The sequence below is a fragment of the Ensifer sp. SL37 genome (assembly GCF_026672675.1).
Classification (GTDB): domain Bacteria; phylum Pseudomonadota; class Alphaproteobacteria; order Rhizobiales; family Rhizobiaceae; genus Ensifer; species Ensifer adhaerens.
The window spans coordinates 833,449-855,134 of record NZ_JAPPRN010000006.1; the positions used below are offsets into that span (position 1 = coordinate 833,449).

The window sequence follows — 21,686 nt, forward strand, 5'->3', positions numbered from 1 at the left end:
GGCGTCTGCCTCGCAGCATCAGAAGAATTCGATGGAGCTTTCGGCCGGCTTCGGCGCGACGATCGGGCGTTCCTCCAGTTGCACCGTGCGCTGCGTCTCGACGCCGGTCAGGGCGTATTGCCGGGCGCGGCCAGACGACGGCCAGTATTCGAGCTTGCGGCCGTGCTCGCCGCCGGTGCTCTCGCCGACGATGCGGATGCCCTCGTCGAGCAGGAACTGGCGCGCGAAGGCGGCGTTCTGTTCGCCGACATTGGAAAACCGCGCGATCGTCTTGGCGCCGCCGAAGATCTTGGCTTCGAGACGATCTCGCCGGGCGCCCTGTTTCAGGAGACCGTTGATGAGCAATTCCATGAGGTGGACCCCGTAGCGGGTCGCGTCGCCGCCGGACATGGGCGACGTCGCGGAACCTGGCAGCAGGAAGTGATTCATGCCGCCGACGCCGGCCACGGGATCGCGCATGCAGGCTGCCACACAGGAACCGAGAATGGTCGACAGCACGATGTTCGGATCGTTGAAGACCTTGTACTCACCCTGGATGACATGCACGCGCTTGCCGGCGGCTTCCATGTTCATTTGAGCGCCCCGAATACGGCTTCGATCGCAGCCTTCATCTTTTCGATGGTGAAGGGCTTGGCCAGAACGTTGTTGGCACCGAGGGCCGCTGCCTTCTGAACCAGGGCACGGTCGCCCTGGGCCGTCAGGATGATGAAGGCCGCCTTCTTGGTCGCCGGGTTCGAACGGACAGCCTGCAGCAGGCCGAGCCCGTCCATCTTCGGCATGTTGAAGTCAGAGATCACGAGGTGGTGCGGGTTTTGAGCCATGATCTTCATGCCCTGCTCCCCGTCACCGGCGGCGGTGATCTGCTTGAAGCCGAGCTGCTGCAGGGCGTCACCCAGGAGCAGGCGGCTCGTCACCTGATCGTCGACGATCAGAACTTTGATTTTTTCGGCGATGGACATTATTCGCTTCCTTCCTTGCGGAGCGCCGCTGCTTTCAGGACCTCCTCCCCGATGGATCCGAGGGGGAGCTGGGTTTCAACGGCGCCCAATTCATAGGCGACTCTCGGCATGCCGTAGACGACACAAGTCTTTTCGTTCTGGCCGAAGGTCTTTGCTCCGGCATGCCGCATTTTCAGGAGACCGGAGGCGCCGTCGCGCCCCATGCCGGTCAGAATGACACCGATTGCATTGCGTCCGGCAAGCTCGGCGACTGAATCGAACAGCACGTCGACCGAAGGCCGATGCCCGTTGACCGGGTCGCGGTCCACCAGGCGACAGCAGGGTGCCGTCGGGTGGGCGACCTGCAGATGGCGCTCGCCACCGGGCGCCAGGTAGACCTTGCCGATTTCGAGCCGCGCGCCGTCCGTCGCCTCCTGCACCGCCGGCGCGCAGAGACGGTTCAGCCGCTCCGCGAAGCTCTTGGTGAAGGTGTGCGGCATGTGCTGCGTGATGACCGTCGGCGGGCAATTGGCCGGGAACTTCTGCAGCACCGTGATCAGGGCTTCAACGCCGCCTGTCGAGGCGCCGATGGCGATGATCTTGCGGCCGGCCCGGTACTCAGACGCCGTATTCGCATTGGCTGGAGCCGGCGCCGCGACCTTATTGCCGGTGATGATGAACTTGCGCTGCGAGCGGGCGGCCGCCTTTACCTTGTCGACGAGACCGGCAAAGGGATGGGGATCGCCCGGATGCGGCTTGCCGACACAATCGAAGGCGCCGATCTCGAGTGCTGCGATTGTGGCTTCAGCGCCCTTGTGGGTAAGCGTCGAGACCATGATGACCGGCATTGGCCGCAGCCGCATAATCTTGTCGAGGAATTCGAGGCCGTTCATGTTCGGCATTTCGATGTCGAGGGTGACGACATCGGGATCGAGTTGCTTGATCGCCTGGCGCGCTTCCATGGCGTCGGCCGCCTGGCCGACGACGGTCACGTCTGGATCCGCGTTGAGCACGGCTGTAATCAGGCCACGCATTGTGGCGGAGTCGTCAACGACGAGAACGCGAGCGGGAGTGGTCATGCCCGTCCTCCATGAAATTTGCCGGTGTGGCGGTAGGTGGTGATGCCGATGTTGTCGAAGTGCGCCTTCGCGTCACCGGACACCCGTTCGGAATGGCCGATATAAAGGTGACCGTCGGTGTTCAGCATGCCGGCGAAGCGCGACCAGATCTTCATCTGCGTCGGCTCGTCGAAATAGATGACGACGTTGCGGCAGAAGATAACGTCGAACGGCCCCTTGAACGGCCATTGCGCCATCAGGTTCAGTTCGTTGAAGGTGATCAGCCGCTTGACCCGATCGTCGACCTGCCACTTGAAGCGGCCGCCGCTGTTGACCTCGGAGAAATATTGCTTGCGCATGGCCGGATTGACGGTTTCGAGCGCGGTTGCGTCGTAGGCACCGGCGCGGGCGAGCGCCAGGATCTTCGGGTCGATGTCGGTTGCCAGGATCCGGAAATCGTAATCGGCCGCATTCGGCAGCAGCGACAGGACAGTCAGTGCGATCGAATAGGGCTCCTGGCCGTCCGAGCAGGCGGCCGACCAGATGCGCACCCGGCCGCCGGCCTTAGCGCGCGCGATGAGCTCCGGCAGCACGTCGGTCTTCAGGTGCTCGAAGTGATGGTTCTCGCGGAAGAACCGCGTGAAGTTGGTGGTCAGATGCGAAAGCATGTCGCGCCGCGCAGCCGCACCGGCGGGCGAAGCGACCAGCTGGCAATATTCGCGGAAGCCCCTGAGCCCGAGATTGCGGATATGCTTCGACAGCCGCGAATAGACAAGCGACGCCTTGGTCTCGTTGAGATAGATGCCGGCATCCGCATAGATCATCGCGGCGATCTCGGTAAGATCGCGGCGGGTCAACGGATACTCGCCGCTCGCCAGGCACTCGTCCGGCGACAGTTTCTGTTCGGCGATGGGCTGACTTCTCATGCGGCTTCCCTTTCTTCCTGCGGGAAGATCGCTTCGAGTTCAATGAGACAGATCATCCGGCCTTCGATCGCAAGCACACCGCGCGCGAAGCTCTTTTCGAACTCCGACGAGATGACATCCGGCGTCGGCTGGATCTTGTCGTCTGTAATCGTCAGGATGTCGGAGACGGCGTCGACCAGAAGGCCGACGACCTGGCTCTTGACCTGCGCGACGATGATGACGTGACGCACGGTCGGGTCGGCCGGTGTCATGCCGAGCCGGGCCGAGAGATCGACGATCGGCAACACCGCACCGCGAAGGTTGATGACACCGAGCACATAGGATGGCGCATGCGGCATGGATGTCGCAGGCGTCCAGCCACGGATCTCGCGCACCTGCATGATGTTTACGCAGAACTCCTGATCGCCGACGCGGAAAGCGATCAGCTCCCGTCCGCCCGTGGTCAGATTTTTTGCGGCATAGGTCATTGTCATTATCCGACTGCAGCCAGTGACATTTCAGGTTTCAGCGAATGCCCGCGCGAGGCGGCGACGATCGCGTCGACATCGAGGATGAGCGCCACGCGGCCGTCGCCGAGAATGGTCGCCGCGGCGATACCCGGCACGTGGGTGTAGTTGGCCTCGAGGCTCTTGATCACCACCTGGCGCTGGCCCTGGATCGCATCGACCATCAGGGCGCGCTGGCCGCCGCCTTCCGATTCCACCAAGAGCGCGACGCCCTCGACCGGGTTTGCCTGGATGGCGCGGAAGTTGAGGATGCGACCGACATCGACCAGCGGGCAGAAGGAGTTGCGGATCGAGATCAGCCGCTGGTTGGAGCCGAAGGAGTGGATCGCTGCGGCTTCCGGCTGCAGTGTTTCGACGATCGCGGTCAGCGGCACGACGAGTGTCTGGTTGGCGACGGTGACCACCATGCCGTCGAGAACGGCGAGCGTCAGCGGCAGGCTCATGGTGAAGACCGAACCGTGGCCCGGCTTCGAGGAGATGTTGATGCGACCGCCGAGCGCCTGGATCGAGCGCTTGACCACGTCCATGCCGACGCCGCGGCCGGAGATGTCGGAGATCTTGTCGGCCGTCGAGAAGCCGGCGTGGAAGATCAGGTTGTCGATCTCTTCGTCCGAGAGGTTGGCGTCGGCGGCGATCAGGTCGTTGTCGATCGCCTTCTGGCGCACCTTCTCACGGTTGATGCCGGCACCGTCGTCGGCAAGCTCGATGACGATGCGGCCGGAACGGTGCTTCGCCGTCAGGCGCACAGTGCCTTCGGCGCTCTTGCCGGCGGCAAGGCGCTTCTCCGGCGTTTCGAGGCCGTGGTCGACCGCGTTGCGGATCATATGGGTCAGCGGCTCGGCGAGCTTGTCGATGACGGTCTTGTCGACTTCGGTGTTCTCGCCTTCGGTGATCAGGCGGACCGACTTGCCGGTCATGTCGGCGATTTCGCGAACGATACGCGACATGCGCTGGAAGACAGGCTTCACCGGCTGGGCGCGGATTGCCATCACCGAATCCTGGATCTCGCGGGTGAGCTGCTGCAGCTCTTCGAGGCCCATGTTGATCGAGGACGTGCCGTTGGTGTCGTTCTCGACGACGCTCTGCGAGAGCATCGCCTGATTGATCACGAGTTCGCCGACAAGGTTGATCAGGCGGTCGACGCGATCGAGATCGACGCGAATGGTCGGCGTTGCAGCCGACGCGGCGGCCTGCTGGGCGGCAGCGCTCTGGGCGGCGGCGCTGGCCGCGGGAGCTGCCTTCTCAGCCGGTGCGCGGGCGGCGGACTGCGCCATCTGCAGCACGTTGCTCGCCGTGCCGGCGGCTGAAACCGCGGCGTCGCGATCCTGCTGCTGGGAGGCAAGCTGTTCTTCTTCCTCGACGACACCGACCGATACCGCCGGTTCGTCGTCAAGGATCGACAGGTCGAAGGGAACGGGCTGCATCGGCAGCTCTTCGCCCGACTGCGTCGCCGCCTCGTCTTCGACCAGCGAAATCTCCAGGTCGCAATCCCACTCGGCGAATTCGAAAACCGTGCGGATCGCGTCCTCGCCCTTGTCGGTCTTGAGCGAGATCTTCCAGAAGAAATAGGCGCTCTCCGGGCTCAGCCGATCGAGCGTCGGCAGTGCGCCCATGTCGCAAAGGATGCTCATCTCGCCAAGGCGCGAGAGGTCGCGCAGAAGCAGCGTTGCCTCGTTGCCCTTGGCGTAGAGATCGGACTTCGGCTTGAAGACGATCTCATATGTGGGCATTTCCATCAGCGGCGGCTCTTCAGCCGCGTCGAAGTCATCGAAGGAGAAGGCGACCGGCTGGAAGCCTTCGTCGTTGACCGGCGGCGGAGCCACGGCAGCGACGGGCTTGGCAACCGGTTCGGCCGGCGCTGCCGACGCCTGTGGAACTTCGCCGTTTGCGAGCGCCTCGAGTTCCTTGATCAGCTGGCGGCTGCGCGCCTCGTCGACGCTGCCGCCATCGCGCGCAGCGTTGGTGAGGTCGGCGAGTACGTCGGCCGACTTCAGCATCACCTTCAGAACTTCCGGTCCGGGATCGAGCCTATTGGAACGAACGCAATCAAGGGTCGTCTCGAACACGTGCGCGAAGGAGACGAGGTCGTCCAGCCCGAAGGCGCCGGCGCCACCCTTGATGGAGTGCACCGCACGGAAAACGGCATTGACCGTTTCCGGGTCGCGGTCGCCATCATTGAGCTTCAGCAGACCCGATTCCAGTTCGGCGAGTTGTTCCTCGCATTCCTGGAAGAAGATCTCTTTGATTTCGTTCATATCCATTGGAGGCTATCCCCGGACTTCAGGCCGTTACGCGCTCGATTGCATCGATGAGTTTGGTCGGGTCGAACGGCTTGACGATCCAGCCGGTTGCACCCGCCTGACGCGCGCGGTTCTTCTTCTCCGCGTCGCTTTCAGTGGTCAGTACCAGGATCGGAATGGCGCGGTAGCGATCGTTCTTGCGCACGCCTTCGATGAAGCCGAAGCCGTCGAGACGCGGCATGTTGATGTCGGTGACGATCACGTCCGGATTGGCTTCTTCCAGGACCTCAAGACCCTCGACGCCGTCCTCGGCCTGAATCGTTTCGAAACCGGCATTGTTCAGCGTGACCAGCAGCATGTTTCGGATCGTCCGGGAGTCGTCGACCGTCAGAACTCGCTTCTTCATTTTCTCAAATCTCCTTTGCCATCAGGTGGTCGATCTCGACCCCGATGAGCTGTGTCGTTTTCTCGAAAGCGTCCGACACCTTGCTGAAGGTGAAAGACAAATGTTCCTCTTCCCAGGTCTTGGCGCCGGCCATCAGCACCTGAACACAAAGCGTCCCGACCCGCTCGACCGCGGAAGCGTCGATCACGATATCGCTGCCCTTGAGCGCGAGCAGCTTCTCGTGCAGTGCCGTTGCCTCATTCAGGTCCAGAACCGGAGCGAGGCTAAGCGTCTTCTGGGCGGTCTTCTTGCTGGCCATTTCTGTCTTCCTCGACTGCTAACTCTCTACTGCCCTTGATATCAGCGCTGCCAACCGGCGAGCTGCCGCTGCAACCCGTCGTCAAACAACGGTGCGGCCGGCTCTTCGGCTACGACGGCGGATGTGTGACGGAAGGGCTCGCGGCCGGCGCGCGCCGATGCGGCCGGATGGCGACGCTCCAGGCGGAACTGGCGGATGGTCTCGCCGAGCTCGACGATGACCGTATGAAGATCGTCCGACGAACGGACGGTTTCGCCGGCCAGCGCGGCACTTGCCTCGACACCCCTGGAGATCGTGCCGATCTCGGTCGCGACGCCACGGAGGTCGCCGACCTGCTGCTCCGCCTCGCGGGCGATGCCGGAGACGGCGGAATTGATCGACGTGACCTGCTCGACGATGCTGCTGATCGCGTCCTGGGTGCGGCCGACAATCTCGACGCCGGTCTCGACCTGCGCCTTGGTGCCGGAAACGAGCTGCTTGATTTCGCGCGCCGCTTCGCCGGAGCGCTGTGCCAGCGCACGCACTTCCTGGGCGACGACGGCAAAACCGCGACCGCTGTCGCCGGCGCGCGCCGCTTCGATGCCGGCGTTGAGCGCCAAAAGATTGGTCTGGAAGGCGATCTCGTCGATGACGCCGATGATCTGGCCGATCTTTTCGGCCGACGCCTCGATGTCGGCCATGGCGGAAATCGCCTGGCCGGCGATCTCGCCGCTGCGCTCGACGGCAATGCGGGTCTCGTTGGCCTTCGTTTCCGTGGCGCTGATCCGGCCCGAACCGGTCGCCATGCGTCCGGCCATGTCGGCGAGCACGGCAAGCTGCCCGGAAAGCGCGTCGGCTTCAGCGCTCGCCTTGTCCGTGAAGGCTGTCGCGCCGTCGCGCATGCGGTCGACCAGTACCCCGGCAGCCTGGCTGCGCTGATCGGAGGCCTGAAGACTTTGCTGGATCTGTTCGAGTGCCGCGTTCAGGCTCGCCACGATCGGCTGATAGGCTTCGACCGCCGTTTCCGGCAACCGCGCGCCGAGATCACCCTGACTCACGCCTTCGGCAAAGTCGCCGAAGAGTGCCTTGACCTCCAGCTCGTCGGCGCTGCGCTGCTCGGCGAGCTGCCGCTGGTGCTGTTGGCGGAGGGCGTTGAAGCGGAGCGAAACGCCGATCTCGCTGTCGACGAAGGTCGTGCGCACCAGAGCGGCGACGAGGTCGCAAAGTTCGCGGCGGCGCGCCTTGCCCATCGGCAGAAAGGATCGCGGCCAGGCGTCTTCGATCAGTCCGACGATGAGATGTTCGAGCACGACGGCATGGCTTGCCATCTGCCAGCGCGGGTCGAGGCCCATGCGGCTTGCGGTGTCTGCGAGCACCTTGATGCGCTCGGCATAAAGCCCGTCAAAGCGTGCGTCGGTCAGCACGTTCCAGTGCGACGACTGAAGATCCTGAAGGCGGTCGATCTGGCGGTCGCTGTCGAAATGGCGGGCGGCGTCCGGATAGGTCTGGAGGCGCTGGAAGAGGTCGCGAAGCGCCTGATCAATCCGGGGAGACAGCTTTTGCCTGTGATCGCGGACGCGGTTGCAGCTCTCGTCGTCGAGCCCGGCAAAGCGCAGGCGCTCCAGCAGGCTGCCTGCCTGGCCCTTTTTTGCCTGTTCTGACGATGCTTGCTGCCTCAACGCTGATCCCCGGTGCTGCACGTTCGGAACTTGCCTGGGGAGCATCAGGGAGAGCCACGGTCCACCGGACGTGCACGCCACATCGATGAGATCAGCCTCCGCCGAAAAGCGTCTGCTGTCGTTCATCCCGCAAGTAAATTCGGTGAAGAATGGATACCGGACCGGAACCGGTACGGCGGGGCGGCATCATGCCTTGAGGAGACTTGTGAATTATCCCATTCCGACGTGTGGGACCATGTTTATGGTTAATTCCTTGCTTGAAGGTTAACGGTCCCTCGCCTCTAATCGGAATCACTAAAATTCACAGGGTGTTTTCACGCGCCGTTTTTGCGCTGCAACAAAACTGTAATAAACACGCCTGAAACCAACAGGTTCTCAATCACAAGAGTTTAGAATTGTAGTTCGACTTGCGCTCGCGTATCGAAGCGAAAGTGAAGTGGGCGCTGCATGCGCGAAGAAACCTTCGCATCACGCAAAGCGACATCATGACGATGCGCTTACAGGAAACGAACAATGATTGTTCTTGGCATTGGCGCCGCACTCACAGCAATCCTGACAATGATGGCAGTATCGATCGTGCTCAACATCGAGCACAACCGGTCGGCAAAGCGCAGCTCTGTGTTTTGATCGGGCTTTAGCCCGTCTCTTACTGACACAACCAGGCATCTCTGCGGCCGGGGACGGATGTTCTACGGCCGCTTTTCTTTGCCCACATGGTCCTGCGTCGCCTTTTGCCATGCCTGCGCATAGGCGGCGAGGCTCTCCGCGATCTCGCCCGCAAGCGGCTCGACCCCGGTCCTGACCGCGGATCCCTTAACCAGACACGCAGCACCGAGGCTCGTACCCGTGATATTGTGGGGATCGGCAAAGACCGGCCGGCCCGTCGCTGCGGCGAGCATGCGCAGATAGGTCCTGTTGGAAGCAAAGGGCCCTTCGACGACGATATCGCCGCGCGCGCCGATCAGGTCGAGACAGGTGGCTGTCATCAGCGCCAGATGGAACGAGACGACGACAAAGCGTTCGGCGGGGCCAAGCTCCCGTTCGTCCGTCGTCCAGATCGCTTTTGCGGCCGGAAAGGGACCGGATCCCTCGGGAATGGACGGCAGCAGCATGTGGCCGGCCCCGGCCACCGCCTCTTCCGTTTGCGGCGACACAGGGGGCGCCCCCTCCCCCAACAGAAGCTGGAAGGCGCGGCCGCCCATGAAGCGGGCGGAGGGTACGGGATCGCCAAGCGCGTTGACGTTGATCAGCGTGTCGCGGTGTTCATCGAGCATCTTCGCCTCGGCACCGACCGCAAGCATCACCACCCAGGTGCCGGTTGAGACCACCGAGAAGGGCGAGGTACGTGTCAGGAGATGCGGTAGCAGCGAGGCGTTGGAATCGTGAATGCCGCAATAGACGGGGGTCCCTGATGCAATGCCCGTTGCCGAACAAAGCTCTGGCAGTAGCGTTCCGGCGATATCGCTCGCCTTCAACACCGGTGCGAAGAGGGGCGTCCAGCCCTGGCTTTCGACAAGAGACGAGAATGTCCCTGCCCGTGGGTTCCAGAGATCCGTGTGGCAGCCGAGCGAGGTCAGCTCGTTACAGAGCGTACCTGTCAGTCGATAGGTCCAATATTGCGCATAGGTGAGGACCGAGGCGACCCTGGCGAAGTCGTCGGGAAAGGTCTTCTGCTGCCAATAGAGCTGGGCGCCGACATTGAGGCCCATCGGCAGGCGCGCGGAGCCGGTCTCGGAAAAGGGCGGCCTGACATTATCATACTCGGCGGCGAGGCTGTCGGGACCGGCGTGCTCATAGTCCAAAACCGGAAGCGCCAGGTTGCCTGATGCGTCGAGCACGACGGCGGTCGCGCCGTGGGTGGTGATCGAGATCGCCTCAAAGGCGTGTTCGGCATGGAGTGACGCGAGGCTTTCGAGCAGGAAGGCCCAGAGACGCTCGACATCGAAATGCGGATAAGGACCATCAGTCAGCACCGCATTCGCCGTCTTGCGGACGGCGATCTCCTCGAAACGGTCGAGATCAACGGCTGCGACCTTGGCATTGGTCTTGCCGATATCGATAACGCCAACAACCCGCATCTTATCAGTCCAAATGGAAAACGGTCGTCAGCGGCACCGCCACCGGTTCGTTATCGCCATGGGTTTCCATGATATCGGCCATATAGGCCCACCATTTCTGCATGATGGGATGGGACGGCAGGTCGGCCATGCGGTGATCGTCGGTCCGCCAGAGCACACCGAAAAGCAGACTGGTCTCCTCGTCCAGATGGATGGAGTAGTCGGAGACGCCGGCCTCCTTCAGCAGGGTGGCCAGTTCCGGCCAGATGGCATCGTGCCGCGCCCTGTATTCGGCGGCCATGCCTGGGTTCAGGCGCATACGGAACGCGTATTTTTCCATCGGATCCTCAATGTGCGAGACGCTGACGGGCGCGCCGCCAGAGAATGGGTAGCGCGATCACCGAGATCAGCAGCAGGCCGATGAAGATCGACATGACGATGCCCGGCACGTTGAGCAGGCCGAAACCGAAGGTCACCATACCCATGATCAGGGCGGCCAGCACGACGCCCGGGATGGTGCCGGAGCCACCGAGAATGTTGACGCCGCCGAGTACCACCATCGTTACCACCTCCAGCTCCCAGCCGAGCGCGATCGACGGGCGCGTCGAGCCGAGGCGCGAGGTCAGGCAGATCGAGGCAAGCCCGGCCATCAACCCGGTCAGGAGGAAGAGGATGAATTTGATGCGCGCAACGCGGATGCCGGAGAAGAGCGCCGCCGTCTGATTGTTGCCGATGGCATAGACCGCGCGGCCGAAATTTGTCTTGTGCAAGACGACGCCGTAGACGACCGCGAGGGAAACGAAGAGCGTGAACTCGAAGGAGAACACCCACCAGACATAGCCTTGGCCGAACCACGAGAAGCTGTCGGGATAACCGGTGAAAGCCTGGTCGCCGAGGATGATGAAGGAGAGACCGCGGAAGAGGCTCATGGTGCCGATGGTCACCACGATCGAGGGCAACCCGAGACCGGTGATCAAGAGGCCGTTGATCGCACCGCAAAGAAGCCCGACAGAGAGACCGATCACCACCAGCGCCGGCGTGTCGAAGCCAAGTTGCACGGCATAGCCCATCGCCGTCGAGGCGAGCGCGATGATCGAGGCCACCGACAGATCGATCTCGCCGGAAATGATCACCAGCGCCATGGCGAAGGCAATCATCGCCTTTTCGGTGAAGTTGAAGGTCGCGTCCGAGAGGTTCCACGGGTCGAGGAAGTAGGGCGAGGCCAGCGAGTTGCCGAGAAAGATGAGGCAGGCGACGACAAGCAGCAGGCTTTCCCAGCTCTTCAGCAGGCGCGCGCCGCGGCCTTCCAGCCGATCGGGGATATGTCGTGGGGTAAGGTGGGTCTCGGCCATCAGACAGCCTCCGCCTTTCTCAAGATGACGCGGCCCTTGCGCCGCTCGGCGCGGGCGTTGACGGCAACAGCGACAATGATGACCATGCCCGAAATCGCCAATTGGGCGAAGGGCGAGATATTGATGACCGGCAAGGCGTTCTTGATCACGCCAAGGAACAGCGCACCGAGCACCGCGCCTGCTACCGTGCCGATGCCGCCGGCGATCGATATGCCGCCGATGACGCAGGCCGCGATGATGTCGAGTTCGAAGCCGGCGGCGATGTCGACATAGGCGACGGCATAACGCGACACCCAAAGATAACCCGAGAGCCCGGCAAGCGCGCCGGATAGGCAATAGGCCGAGAAGCGGGTGCGGCCGACATCGATGCCGGTATAGACCGCCGCGTGCGGATTGCCGCCGACCGCATAAAAGGCGCGTCCGAGCGCCGTGCGGCTCATCAGCAGGAAAACGAGCGCGATCATCACCAGCGAGAGCCAGGAGAGAACCGGGAAACCAAAGAGCTCGTCGCGCGGCAATGCCTTGAAGGCGTCGCTCATCTGGTGGGCATTGATCCACTTGCCGCCGCTCAAGAGAAAGATCAGGCCGCGATAGATGGTGAGCGTGCCGAGGGTTACGACGATCGGCGGAATGTCGAGCTTCCAGACGAGCGCGCCGTTGATCATGCCGAGCAAAGTGCCGAGCGCAACTGCCGCAAGGATGATCAGCGGGATCGGCAGGCCCGGAAAGGCGGCGTTCAGCATCGCCGCCACCATGCCCGAGAGCGCGAGGTTGGCGGCCATCGAAAGATCGATGCAGCGCGTCAGGATCACCGCCATCTGGCCAAGCGCCAGAATGATCAGGATCGACGTGTCGTTGTAGACGCGCCCGAGGTTCGCGGGCGCGACGAAGGGCGGGAAACGCCAGGTGATCAGCGCCAGCAGCACGGCGATCGCGCCGACCAGCAGCAGTTCGCGATTCCTGAGGATGTTTGCCATCACGCGGCCTCCTGAATGCCGGCTGCGGCACGCACCAGCTTTTCCGCCGTCAGTTCAGCGCGCTCGAAGCGCCCGGCGATCCGCCCCTCGCGCATCACGATGACGCGGTCGGACATGCCCATGATCTCCGGGATTTCCGAGGAGACCATGATGACGCTCAGGCCCTGTGCCGCCAACTCGCTCATAAAGGCGTGCACGGCGGCCTTGGAACCGATGTCGATGCCTTTGGTCGGCTCGTCGAGAATGATCACCTTCGGCTTCGTCGCCAGCCACTTGGCGATCACGACCTTCTGCTGGTTGCCGCCCGAAAGTGTGCCGACATCCTGATCGAGCGAGGCGGCGCGCAGGTCGAGGCGCGTGGTATATTCGCGGGCAAGCGCGAACTCGTTGGCAAGCTTCAGGAAGCCCGAGCGCGAGGTGCGCGACAACGACGGCAGCGTGACGTTCTGAAAGATCGGCAGGCCAATGATCGCACCCTGGCGGCCGCGCTCTTCGGGCACATAGACGATGCCAGCCCGGATCGCTTCGGACGGGCTGCGGATCACCAGCACCTCGCCATCGAGCCGGACAGCACCGGCCGATGGCCGGGTGACGCCGATCAGCGACTGCATGAACTCGGAACGGCCGGCGCCGACCAGGCCGTAGAAGCCGAGGATCTCGCCGCGGCGAAGCTCGAAGTTGATGTCCTCGAACTCGGTCGGGTGGCGGTAACCGGAGACCGCGAGCACCGGTTCGCCGATCGCCACGTCCTTCTTCGGGTAAACCGAACCGACAGCGCGGCCAACCATGAGGCGCACCAGTTCGTCCTGGCTGACATCGGCGATCAGCCCTTCGTCGACCATCGTTCCGTCGCGAAACACCGTGTAGCGGTCGGCGATGCGGAAGATTTCATCGAACTTGTGGCTGATGAACAGGATCGCCTTGCCGTCTGCCTTCAGCCGTTCGACGAGGGCATAGAGTTCGTGGATTTCCTTGTGCGACAAGGCGGCCGTGGGCTCGTCCATGATCACCACCTGCGCATCGATCGACAGCGCGCGGGCGATTGCGACCAGATGTTTCTTGGCGATACCGAGATCGCGCAGGCGGATGGTCGGATCGAGATCGGCACCGGCGCGCGAAAGCAAGGCACGCGCATCGGCATTGAGCTTCTTCCAGTCGATCAGCCCGAAGCGATTGCGCGGGGCGTGGCCGAGGAAAATGTTCTCGGCGACCGAGAGCTCATCGAAGAGCACGGTTTCCTGATGGATCGCGGTGACGCCGGCGCGTGCGGCCGCCAGCGCCGTCGGGAAATGAACCTCCTGATCACCGACGGAGATCGTGCCCTCGTCCGGTTGGTAGATGCCGGTCAGGATCTTCACCAGCGTCGATTTCCCGGCGCCGTTTTCGCCGATCAGCGCGGTCACCGACCCCGGATAGAGCGCCAGCGAAACATCGGAGAGCGCCTTCACCCCGGGAAAGGACTTCGAGATCCCTTCGAGCGCAATGGCGGGCTTCATCCGCGATGTGAGCGTATCCTGCAGCAAGAGACAGTCCACCATTCAGTCGTTTCGATAACGCGAAGTCGTTCGGGCCTCGTATGCCCTCGTATCCGCCCGCGCGGCTTGCCTCTCACCCTAACCTTCTCCCCGCATGCGGTGAGAAGGCACGGGCATGCCGCTCTCTTCCCTCCTCGTCGGGAAGGGGGGCAAACCGTTGCCGCTTGTCCCTTCTCCCCGCAAGCGGGGAGAAGGGACCGGCAGGCGGATGAGGGGCTTTCGCCGGATCAGAAGATCTTGGCGAATTCCTCGACATTCTTGGCATCGTAGACGAACGGGTCGGCCATCGCGCCTTCGTTGTTGTCGTCGAGCTTGACGGCACCCATGCGGCCCATCTTCAGTTCAGCACCCGGCTTGGCTTCGGCACCGTTGATCAGGTCGTAGGCGACCATCGTTGCGGAGTAGCCGAGGTCGATCGGGTTCCAGATCGCGAAAGACTTGGAGGCGCCCGACTTCACGTGGCCGGCCATTTCCGAGGGAAGGCCGAGACCGGTGACGTTGATCTGTCCGATCTTGCCGGCGTCGGTGACGGCCTGGGCGGCGGCAACGATACCGACCGAGGTCGGCGCGATGATCGCCTTCAGGTTCGGATAGGACTGAATAAGGCCCTGCGTTTCGCGATAGGACTTGTCGGCGAGGTCGTCACCATAAACGGTCGCGACGACATTGATGCCCTTGTAGTTGCCCTGGACCTTCTTCATCTCGGCGATCCAGGTGTTCTGGTTGGTCGAGGTCGCCGTTGCTGAAAGCACCGCGACATCGCCGCCCTCAGGCAGGTTGTCGGCGGCGAGCTTGATGATCATGTTGCCGATCAGCGGGCTCGACGACGGGTTCAGGTGCATCAGGCGGCCATCCTTGGCGACGCCTGAGTCCCAGGAGATGACCTTGATGCCGCGATCCATCGCCTTCTTCAGCGCCGGAACGAGGGCGTCGGTGTCGTTGGCGGAAACGGCGATGGCGTCAACCTTCTGGGCGATCAACGAGTTGATCACCTCGATCTGGCCTTCGGCGGTCGTCGTCGTCGGGCCGGTATAGATCACCTCGACGTCGCCCAGCTCCTTGGCGGCTTCCTGCGCGCCCTTGTTGGCGGCTTCGAAGAAGCCGATGCCGAGCGCCTTGACCACGAGCGCGATCTTCTTGTTTTCCGCATGCGCGGCATTGGCCATCAGCGCCAGCGAAACGGCGGCCGTGACCATCAGTGACTTCAGGATCTTCATGCTCATTTCCTCCCAATGACCGGCACGCGACAAGCGTCGCCGGCGCGATTTCCTCCATTGGCGATGCCCCGGCCCCTCCGGCCGTGAGCGTCACCTTCCCCTCTCCTCGCCCACCCCTCAGGCGGACGAGGACATGTTCTCCGCATCTGTGCCGGCTCTCGAACTGGCAACGACCAGCCGCACACCGGCATTTTCAAGCATCGCGGCATGCCTGTCCTCGATGCCCGAATCCGTAATGACAGTGGCGATCCGCTTCAGCCCGCAAAGGATGAGGCTCGACCGCTTGTGAAACTTCGAGGAGTCCACCAGCACGACGAGTTCGTCGGCCTGGTCGATCAGTTTCTGCTCCGCCTGGATCAACAGCGGATCCGCCTCCATCAGGCCGAGCGGGCCTAAGCCCTGTGCCCCCATGAACATGCGGCGCGCATAGAAATTGCGCGTCACGTCATTGTCGAAGGGGCTGAGGATGATGTTCTGCTCGCGGTAGATCGTGCCGCCCGACAGCATCACCGTGTTCTTCGAATGCTTCAAAAGATGCTCGGCGATCGGGAAGGAATTGGTGAAAACCTGCATTCGCCGATTGCTGAGGAAATGCACCATCTGAAAGGTCGTGGTCCCGCCATTGATGATGATCGGCTCGCCATCCTCGCAGAGCGCCACCGCCTCCTTGGCGATCGCCTGCTTTTCGCGGGCGTGCAGGCCCTCGTTGACCTTGAACGGACGACCGGCAAGGCCGACGAATTGCGGCGGATTGATCGCCTCGGCGCCGCCGCGCACCCGTCGCAGCTTCTTCTGCACGTGGAGGGCTGCAATATCGCGCCGGATCGTCGCCTCGGAACTGTCGGTCAGATCGACCAGCTCCTGGACGGTGACGACGGGTTTTTCCTGAACCGCCGACTGAATGATCCGGTGTCTTTCTTTCTCGTGCATTCGTTCCTCCGATGGCGTTCATGCTTCCATCACGATCGACCATTGTCAATCACAAACAATCATATTTTTTCATTGTGCAGCGCAATATGCGCGAACTTGATCGTTTTTGATTGACTTTAACGCTCAAGTCCTGTGATCTGATGCCAACCACATCTCTGCGCGGTCGCCAAGCCGCGCGATATCAGACCGGGAGGAAATTCGAGATGCTCGACAAGCAGCAGGGTGCGCGACTTGCAAACCTTTGGGACGAGGCAAAGGCTGCCGGCATGAGCGAATCCGAGCGCCTGCTCTATCGCTCCAACCTGCTCGGCTCCGACAAGCGCATCACCAACTACGGCGGCGGTAACACCTCGGCCAAGGTGATGGAGAAGGATCCGCTTGGGGGCGGCACGGTCGAGGTGCTCTGGGTCAAGGGTTCGGGCGGCGACGTCGGAACGATCAAGCTCGACGGTTTTGCCACTCTCTACATGGAAAAGCTCAACGCGCTGAAGTCGATTTATCGCGGTGTCGCGTTCGAAGACGAGATGGTCGGCTACCTGCCGCACTGCACTTTCAACCTCAATCCACGCGCCGCCTCGATCGACACGCCGCTGCATGCCTACGTGCCGAAGAAGCATGTCGACCACATGCATCCCGACGCAATCATCGCGATTGCCGCGGCCAAGAACAGCCGCGAGCTGACGGCAAAGATCTTCGGCGACGACATCGGCTGGCTGCCGTGGAAGCGCCCGGGCTACGAGCTCGGCCTGTGGCTGGAAAAGTTCTGCCTGGAAAACCCGCGCGCACGCGGTGTGGTGCTTGAAAGCCATGGCCTCTTCACCTGGGGCGACACGGCGAAAGAAGCCTACGAGACGACGGTCGAGATCATCAACAAGGCGATCGCCTGGTTCGAGGCCGAGAACACCAAGCCTGCTTTTGGCGGCTCGGTGAAGCCGGCGCTCGACGCGGCCGCCCGCGCCGACGTCGCCCGCAAGCTGATGCCGGTCATCCGCGGGCTGATCAGCGCCGACGAGAAGAAGGTCGGCCATTTCGACGACAGCCAGGCCGTGCTCGATTTCGTCACGTCGAAGGATCTGAAGCCGCTGGCCGCTCTTGGCACCAGCTGCCCCGATCATTTCCTGCGCACCAAGATCCGACCGCTGGTGGTCGATTTCGATCCGGCCAGTCCCGATGTCGACAAGACGCTGGCAGCGCTGCCCGAAGCGATCGCCGCCTATCGCGCCGACTATGCGGCCTACTACGAGCGCTGCAAGCACGAAGACAGCCCCGCCATGCGCGACCCGAACGCGGTCGTCTATCTCGTGCCCGGCGTCGGTATGATCACCTTTGCCAAGGACAAGGCGACCTCCCGCATCTCCGGCGAGTTCTACGTCAACGCCATCAACGTCATGCGCGGCGCCTCCGGCGTTTCCACCTATGTCGGCCTGCCGGAACAGGAAGCCTTCGACATCGAATACTGGCTGCTGGAGGAAGCAAAGCTGCAGCGTATGCCGAAGCCGAAGAGCCTCGCCGGCCGCATCGCGCTCGTTACCGGCGGCGCCGGCGGTATCGGCAAGGCGACGGCCAACCGGCTGATGCAGGAAGGCGCCTGCGTCGTGCTCGCCGATATCGATGAGACCGCGCTTGCGGCGGCCGAAGGCGAACTGTCCAAGCGCTACGGCAAGGATTTCGTCCGCTCCGTCAGCATGAACGTCACCAGCGAAGCGGCGGTCGAGGGCGGTTTTGCCGACGCTCTGCTCGCCTTCGGCGGCCTCGATATCCTGGTCTCCAATGCCGGCCTCGCCTCGTCGGCCGCGATCGAAGACACGACGCTGGCGCTCTGGACCAAGAACATCGACATCCTGACGACCGGCTACTTCCTCGTCTCGCGTGAAGCCTTCCGCATCTTCCGCCAGCAGAAGGCCGGCGGCAACGTCGTCTTCGTCGCCTCCAAGAACGGCCTTGCCGCCTCCCCCGGCGCATCTGCCTATTGCACCGCCAAGGCGGCCGAAATCCACCTCGCCCGCTGCCTGGCGCTCGAAGGGGCTGGCGCGCAGATCCGCGTCAACGTCGTGAACCCCGACGCGGTGTTGCGCGGCTCGAAGATCTGGACTGGCGAGTGGAAGGAACAGCGCGCCGCCGCCTACAAGATGGATGTGGACGACCTCGAGGCGCATTATCGCGAGCGCTCGATGCTGAAGCTCAGCGTCTTCCCCGAGGATATCGCCGAGGCGATCTATTTCCTCGCCTCCGACATGTCGGCGAAATCGACCGGCAACATCATCAATGTCGACGCGGGCAATGCCCAGTCCTTCACCCGCTGATCGAGGAGAGTTTCATGACGACCACCATGATCAGCCAGGCGACCGTCGAGGCCGAGAACGAAAGCCGGCTCACCGCACTTCGCCGGGATTATGAGAGCCTCGGTGAAAGGCTCAGCCGGCGCGGCATCGCGATCGACGAGATCAAGCGGAAGGTCGCCGCCTACGGTGTTGCCGTCCCTTCCTGGGGTGTCGGCACCGGCGGCACGCGCTTTGCCCGCTTCCCCGGCAAGGGCGAACCGCGCAACATCTTCGACAAGCTCGAGGATTGCGCGGTCATCCAGCAGTTGACCCGGGCGACGCCGACAGTCTCGCTGCATATCCCCTGGGACAAGGTGCGCGACATTTCCGAACTAAAGGAGAAGGGCACGTCGCTCGGCCTCGGTTTCGATGCGATGAACTCCAACACCTTCTCCGACGCGCCGGGCCAGGAACATTCCTACAAGTTCGGCTCGCTGTCGCATGCCGACGCCGCCACGCGCGCCCAAGCGGTGGAGCACAATCTCGAATGCATCGAGATCGGCCGGCAGCTCGGGTCCAAGGCGCTGACGGTCTGGGTCGGCGACGGCTCCAACTTCCCCGGCCAGAGCAACTTCACCCGCGCTTTCGAGCGTTATCTCGACGCGATGAAATCGGTCTACGCGGCGCTGCCGGATGACTGGCGCGTTTACACCGAACACAAGATGTTCGAGCCGGCCTTCTATTCGACCGTCGTCCAGGACTGGGGCAGCAACTACCTGATCGCCCAGGAGCTCGGCCCCAAGGCCTTCTGCCTCGTCGACCTTGGCCACCATGCGCCGAACGTCAACATCGAGATGATCGTCGCCCGCCTCATCCAGTTCGGCAAGCTCGGCGGCTTCCACTTCAACGATTCGAAGTATGGTGACGACGATCTCGACACCGGTTCGATCGATCCCTACCGGCTGTTCCTCGTCTTCAACGAACTCGTCGATGCGGAGACCCGCAAGGCCAAGGGGTTCCAGCCGGCGCACATGCTCGACCAGAGCCACAACGTCACCGACCCGATCGAAAGCCTGATGACGAGCGCCACCGAGGTCTGCCGCGCCTATTCCCAAGCGCTGATTGTCGACCGCCAGGCGCTCGCGGGCTACCAGGACGACAACGACGCGCTGATGGCCAGCGAGACGCTGAAGGTAGCCTTCCGCACCGACGTCGAGCCTATTCTCGCAATGGCGCGGCTCGAAAGCGGCGGTGCAATCGCACCTGTCGCGGCCTATCGCAAGAGCGGTTACCGCGCGAAAGTCGCGGCTGAGCGCCCGGCCGTTGCCGGCGGCGGGGGCGGTATCGTCTGACCCTGAAACGAGCGGCGCCGGGCTGCCATTTGAGGCCCGGCGCCGCATCCCACCCTCGACAGCTCAAAAAATCGCTGCGCGATGAAATTGCCCCCTATCTGATTTCAATTCCTGATCTATCTTTCCCTTCGAGATTCAACGGAAAGGGACCCGTTCATGGGCATTGAAAGCATTCTCGTCTTCCTGATCGTCGGCGCGGTCGCCGGCTGGCTCGCCGGCCTCATTGTCAAGGGCGGCGGTTTCGGCCTCATCGGCAATATGGTCGTCGGCATCATCGGCGCCTTCATCGCCGGCTTCCTCTTTCCGGCGATCGGCATCAGCCTCGGCACCGGCATCCTTTCAGCGATCCTGCACGCGACGATCGGTGCCGTCATCCTTCTGGTGCTGATCCGCATCGTCAAACAGGCCTGACCCATCGCCGGCCGCAGTACCCTTCGCGCCCGGGATATCCCCGGCCGTTCCATCTGGACGCGCGAAGGGGGCTGTAGCACTGTGATCTGCTGGACGGGACATCGCACATAGCCAGACGGAGGCGAGCATGAACGCTCTTTACACCGACAAGATCGAAACGGCGCTCAAGTCGTTCATTGCGGATCACCCGGGAATGCAGACACGGGATCAGGCGATCATCGCGATCCTCGAAAACTGGTTCACCAATCACGGCTACCTGCCACCGCAGCAGGAAGGTCTGCGCCCGGAAGACCTTGACGCTTCCAACGACGATTGAGAGATTTGCGCGCCCGGCACGAAGGACCCTAGCGCTCCTTGCGCCGCGGCGGCCGCCCCTTGCCTTTTCAATAACGTGAACTGTTCGCCATGAGCCTGACCTCCGTCAAAGACTTCTTCTCCCAGCACGCCCCAGATATCGACGTCATCGAGCTACAACAAAGCACCGCCACGGTTGCTCTTGCGGCCGAGGGCCACGGCGTCGAGCCCGCCCAGATCGCCAAGACGCTGGCGCTTCGCGTCGGCGACGACGTGATCCTGATCGTCACGCGTGGCGACGCCCGCCTCGACAACAAGAAGTACAAGGCCCGCTTCGGCACAAAGGCGCGCATGCTTGGGTTCGACGAGGTGGAAGCCGAGACCGGCCACCCGGTCGGCGGCGTCTGCCCCTTCGGTCTCGCCAAGCCGCACAGCATCTATTGCGACCTGTCGCTCAAGGCCTACGACATCGTCGTGCCGGCCGCCGGTGCCACCAATGCGGCTGTGCACATCAGCCCGACCCGCATCGCCGAGCTGACCGGCGCCGAGTGGATCGACGTATCGGAAGCGTAGTTTGCCGTTGCGGATACGGGGCATGCCTTGGAATGGCCACAAAGCTTAACTGAAACCGCAAGCGCGCGCCCGGCAGTGATTTGCCGGGTTGGTCCTTTCCGTTCCCAGGAGTCCGTCAAGCATGAAGCTACTCGCGTACCCGCTCGTCTTCGCCGCCACATTCTCCCCGGCGCTGGCGATGGATCAGTCCCTGGTACGTCAGTTCGAGAAGCTCGACCCCCAGACCCGCCTGGAGCAGCGCTGCGACACCGAAGCGATGGAGCGCATCAACGCCGACAAGTCGAGCTTCAAACCGGACAAGGTGATTGCCTATACTTTCGCCGAACCGGTCGTGAAGGAAGACAAGATGAAGGCGCCGGGCGCTGTGTTCCGCAGCAAGGGCGAATGGTACAAGCTGAAGTTCAAGTGCCGCACCGACGCCGAGCACCTGGATGTCCTGTCCTTCGAATACAAGATCGGTGAGCTTGTGCCGCACGAGAGCTGGGACGAATTCTACCTTTATCCCTGACAGGCGTCGAAGGACGCGGTGGCCTTGAGGGCAGAGAGCCCTAGAGGATGGCCACGAGAAAGAGCAGGGAGCCGAACGAGAGCGCGGCCATGATGCTCATCAGCATTTTCATCATGTGCTCTGCCATATCGTACACCCTTACCTCGGCTCCATCGGAACGAACGCGACGGCGTATCCCGTCCGGCAGCT

22 protein-coding genes are annotated in these 21,686 nt (G+C 62.8%); 6 read left to right on the top strand and 16 right to left on the bottom strand.

Annotated elements, in window-relative coordinates; genetic code table 11:
• Positions 1-18 precede the first annotated feature (18 nt).
• The 16 genes from cheD to OVA00_RS16295 form a co-directional block, all read right to left on the bottom strand.
• The gene (gene cheD, locus OVA00_RS16220) at positions 19-573 is read right to left on the bottom strand and encodes a chemoreceptor glutamine deamidase CheD (RefSeq protein ID WP_034796938.1); all 555 of its coding nucleotides are present in this window, start codon (positions 571-573) and stop codon (positions 19-21) included.
• Positions 570-959: a response regulator gene (locus OVA00_RS16225; RefSeq protein WP_025425902.1), complete on the bottom strand. Its 390-nt coding sequence runs from the start codon at positions 957-959 to the stop codon at positions 570-572. The genes cheD and OVA00_RS16225 overlap by 4 nt, the downstream gene beginning before the upstream one ends.
• A complete protein-coding gene (locus OVA00_RS16230) occupies positions 959-2,017 on the bottom strand; it encodes a protein-glutamate methylesterase/protein-glutamine glutaminase (protein ID WP_268089321.1) in 1,059 nt (352 codons plus the stop codon). Before OVA00_RS16230 ends, OVA00_RS16225 begins: the two co-directional genes overlap by 1 nt.
• Positions 2,014-2,922: a protein-glutamate O-methyltransferase gene (locus OVA00_RS16235; RefSeq protein ID WP_034796945.1), complete on the bottom strand. Its 909-nt coding sequence runs from the start codon at positions 2,920-2,922 to the stop codon at positions 2,014-2,016. The genes OVA00_RS16230 and OVA00_RS16235 overlap by 4 nt, the downstream gene beginning before the upstream one ends.
• The gene (locus OVA00_RS16240) at positions 2,919-3,389 is read right to left on the bottom strand and encodes a chemotaxis protein CheW (RefSeq protein ID WP_268089322.1); all 471 of its coding nucleotides are present in this window, start codon (positions 3,387-3,389) and stop codon (positions 2,919-2,921) included. The genes OVA00_RS16235 and OVA00_RS16240 overlap by 4 nt, the downstream gene beginning before the upstream one ends.
• Positions 3,390-3,394: 5 nt before the next feature.
• Positions 3,395-5,689, bottom strand: a complete 2,295-nt coding sequence (locus OVA00_RS16245; RefSeq protein ID WP_268089323.1) for a chemotaxis protein CheA — start codon at positions 5,687-5,689, stop codon at positions 3,395-3,397.
• A gap of 19 nt (positions 5,690-5,708) precedes the next feature.
• Positions 5,709-6,074 carry a response regulator gene (locus OVA00_RS16250; RefSeq protein WP_025425897.1) on the bottom strand — a complete coding sequence of 122 codons (366 nt, stop codon included), beginning with the start codon at positions 6,072-6,074 and terminating at the stop codon, positions 5,709-5,711.
• 4 nt (positions 6,075-6,078) lie between these two features.
• Positions 6,079-6,372, bottom strand: a complete 294-nt coding sequence (locus OVA00_RS16255; protein ID WP_034796954.1) for an STAS domain-containing protein — start codon at positions 6,370-6,372, stop codon at positions 6,079-6,081.
• Between the two features lie 41 nt (positions 6,373-6,413).
• Positions 6,414-8,030, bottom strand: coding sequence for a globin-coupled sensor protein (locus OVA00_RS16260; RefSeq protein ID WP_268089324.1), 1,617 nt, complete (start codon positions 8,028-8,030; stop codon positions 6,414-6,416).
• Positions 8,031-8,719: 689 nt separating this feature from the next.
• A complete protein-coding gene (locus OVA00_RS16265) occupies positions 8,720-10,108 on the bottom strand; it encodes an FGGY-family carbohydrate kinase (protein ID WP_268089325.1) in 1,389 nt (462 codons plus the stop codon).
• Between the two features lie 4 nt (positions 10,109-10,112).
• Entirely contained in the window at positions 10,113-10,427 is a 315-nt protein-coding gene (gene rhaM / locus OVA00_RS16270) for an L-rhamnose mutarotase (RefSeq protein WP_034796960.1), read from the bottom strand.
• 7 nt (positions 10,428-10,434) lie between these two features.
• Complete coding sequence (locus tag OVA00_RS16275; RefSeq protein WP_060522257.1) at positions 10,435-11,439, bottom strand: ABC transporter permease; 1,005 nt, start codon at positions 11,437-11,439, stop codon at positions 10,435-10,437.
• Positions 11,439-12,419 (bottom strand): ABC transporter permease, encoded by a 981-nt coding sequence (locus OVA00_RS16280; RefSeq protein WP_089043323.1) that lies wholly within the window; start codon positions 12,417-12,419, stop codon positions 11,439-11,441. The genes OVA00_RS16275 and OVA00_RS16280 overlap by 1 nt, the downstream gene beginning before the upstream one ends.
• Positions 12,416-13,912 carry a sugar ABC transporter ATP-binding protein gene (locus OVA00_RS16285; RefSeq protein WP_268090339.1) on the bottom strand — a complete coding sequence of 499 codons (1,497 nt, stop codon included), beginning with the start codon at positions 13,910-13,912 and terminating at the stop codon, positions 12,416-12,418. Before OVA00_RS16285 ends, OVA00_RS16280 begins: the two co-directional genes overlap by 4 nt.
• Before the next feature lie 266 nt (positions 13,913-14,178).
• Positions 14,179-15,168, bottom strand: a complete 990-nt coding sequence (rhaS, locus tag OVA00_RS16290) for a rhamnose ABC transporter substrate-binding protein (protein ID WP_060522260.1) — start codon at positions 15,166-15,168, stop codon at positions 14,179-14,181.
• A 117-nt stretch (positions 15,169-15,285) separates the two neighbouring features.
• Positions 15,286-16,098 carry a DeoR/GlpR family DNA-binding transcription regulator gene (locus OVA00_RS16295; protein ID WP_034796966.1) on the bottom strand — a complete coding sequence of 271 codons (813 nt, stop codon included), beginning with the start codon at positions 16,096-16,098 and terminating at the stop codon, positions 15,286-15,288.
• A 203-nt stretch (positions 16,099-16,301) separates the two neighbouring features.
• Here OVA00_RS16295 and OVA00_RS16300 point away from each other — a divergent pair, with 203 nt between their 5' ends.
• From OVA00_RS16300 to OVA00_RS16325, 6 genes are all read left to right on the top strand, one after another.
• Positions 16,302-18,401 (top strand): bifunctional rhamnulose-1-phosphate aldolase/short-chain dehydrogenase, encoded by a 2,100-nt coding sequence (locus OVA00_RS16300; protein WP_113554001.1) that lies wholly within the window; start codon positions 16,302-16,304, stop codon positions 18,399-18,401.
• Positions 18,402-18,415: 14 nt separating this feature from the next.
• The gene (gene rhaI, locus OVA00_RS16305) at positions 18,416-19,711 is read left to right on the top strand and encodes an L-rhamnose catabolism isomerase (RefSeq protein ID WP_113554000.1); all 1,296 of its coding nucleotides are present in this window, start codon (positions 18,416-18,418) and stop codon (positions 19,709-19,711) included.
• A 156-nt stretch (positions 19,712-19,867) separates the two neighbouring features.
• A complete protein-coding gene (locus OVA00_RS16310; protein ID WP_034796969.1) occupies positions 19,868-20,122 on the top strand; it encodes a GlsB/YeaQ/YmgE family stress response membrane protein in 255 nt (84 codons plus the stop codon).
• Positions 20,123-20,249: 127 nt separating this feature from the next.
• Positions 20,250-20,438 (top strand): hypothetical protein, encoded by a 189-nt coding sequence (locus OVA00_RS16315; protein ID WP_034796970.1) that lies wholly within the window; start codon positions 20,250-20,252, stop codon positions 20,436-20,438.
• 89 nt (positions 20,439-20,527) lie between these two features.
• Complete coding sequence (locus OVA00_RS16320; RefSeq protein WP_034796972.1) at positions 20,528-20,989, top strand: YbaK/EbsC family protein; 462 nt, start codon at positions 20,528-20,530, stop codon at positions 20,987-20,989.
• 121 nt (positions 20,990-21,110) lie between these two features.
• Entirely contained in the window at positions 21,111-21,497 is a 387-nt protein-coding gene (locus tag OVA00_RS16325; protein ID WP_043613096.1) for a DUF930 domain-containing protein, read from the top strand.
• Positions 21,498-21,686 lie beyond the last annotated feature (189 nt).

Coding starts and splice junctions, on each gene's coding strand:
- rhaI (WP_113554000.1), top strand. CDS start 18,416: ATGACGACCACCATGATCAGCCAGGCGACCGTCGAGGCCGAGAACGAA.
- cheD (WP_034796938.1), bottom strand. CDS start 573: ATGAACATGGAAGCCGCCGGCAAGCGCGTGCATGTCATCCAGGGTGAG.
- OVA00_RS16310 (WP_034796969.1), top strand. CDS start 19,868: ATGGGCATTGAAAGCATTCTCGTCTTCCTGATCGTCGGCGCGGTCGCC.
- OVA00_RS16285 (WP_268090339.1), bottom strand. CDS start 13,912: ATGAAGCCCGCCATTGCGCTCGAAGGGATCTCGAAGTCCTTTCCCGGG.
- OVA00_RS16325 (WP_043613096.1), top strand. CDS start 21,111: ATGAAGCTACTCGCGTACCCGCTCGTCTTCGCCGCCACATTCTCCCCG.
- OVA00_RS16320 (WP_034796972.1), top strand. CDS start 20,528: ATGAGCCTGACCTCCGTCAAAGACTTCTTCTCCCAGCACGCCCCAGAT.
- OVA00_RS16230 (WP_268089321.1), bottom strand. CDS start 2,017: ATGACCACTCCCGCTCGCGTTCTCGTCGTTGACGACTCCGCCACAATG.
- OVA00_RS16235 (WP_034796945.1), bottom strand. CDS start 2,922: ATGAGAAGTCAGCCCATCGCCGAACAGAAACTGTCGCCGGACGAGTGC.
- OVA00_RS16265 (WP_268089325.1), bottom strand. CDS start 10,108: ATGCGGGTTGTTGGCGTTATCGATATCGGCAAGACCAATGCCAAGGTC.
- rhaS (WP_060522260.1), bottom strand. CDS start 15,168: ATGAAGATCCTGAAGTCACTGATGGTCACGGCCGCCGTTTCGCTGGCG.
- OVA00_RS16295 (WP_034796966.1), bottom strand. CDS start 16,098: ATGCACGAGAAAGAAAGACACCGGATCATTCAGTCGGCGGTTCAGGAA.
- rhaM (WP_034796960.1), bottom strand. CDS start 10,427: ATGGAAAAATACGCGTTCCGTATGCGCCTGAACCCAGGCATGGCCGCC.
- OVA00_RS16315 (WP_034796970.1), top strand. CDS start 20,250: ATGAACGCTCTTTACACCGACAAGATCGAAACGGCGCTCAAGTCGTTC.
- OVA00_RS16245 (WP_268089323.1), bottom strand. CDS start 5,689: ATGGATATGAACGAAATCAAAGAGATCTTCTTCCAGGAATGCGAGGAA.
- OVA00_RS16255 (WP_034796954.1), bottom strand. CDS start 6,372: ATGGCCAGCAAGAAGACCGCCCAGAAGACGCTTAGCCTCGCTCCGGTT.
- OVA00_RS16300 (WP_113554001.1), top strand. CDS start 16,302: ATGCTCGACAAGCAGCAGGGTGCGCGACTTGCAAACCTTTGGGACGAG.
- OVA00_RS16275 (WP_060522257.1), bottom strand. CDS start 11,439: ATGGCCGAGACCCACCTTACCCCACGACATATCCCCGATCGGCTGGAA.
- OVA00_RS16225 (WP_025425902.1), bottom strand. CDS start 959: ATGTCCATCGCCGAAAAAATCAAAGTTCTGATCGTCGACGATCAGGTG.
- OVA00_RS16240 (WP_268089322.1), bottom strand. CDS start 3,389: ATGACCTATGCCGCAAAAAATCTGACCACGGGCGGACGGGAGCTGATC.
- OVA00_RS16250 (WP_025425897.1), bottom strand. CDS start 6,074: ATGAAGAAGCGAGTTCTGACGGTCGACGACTCCCGGACGATCCGAAAC.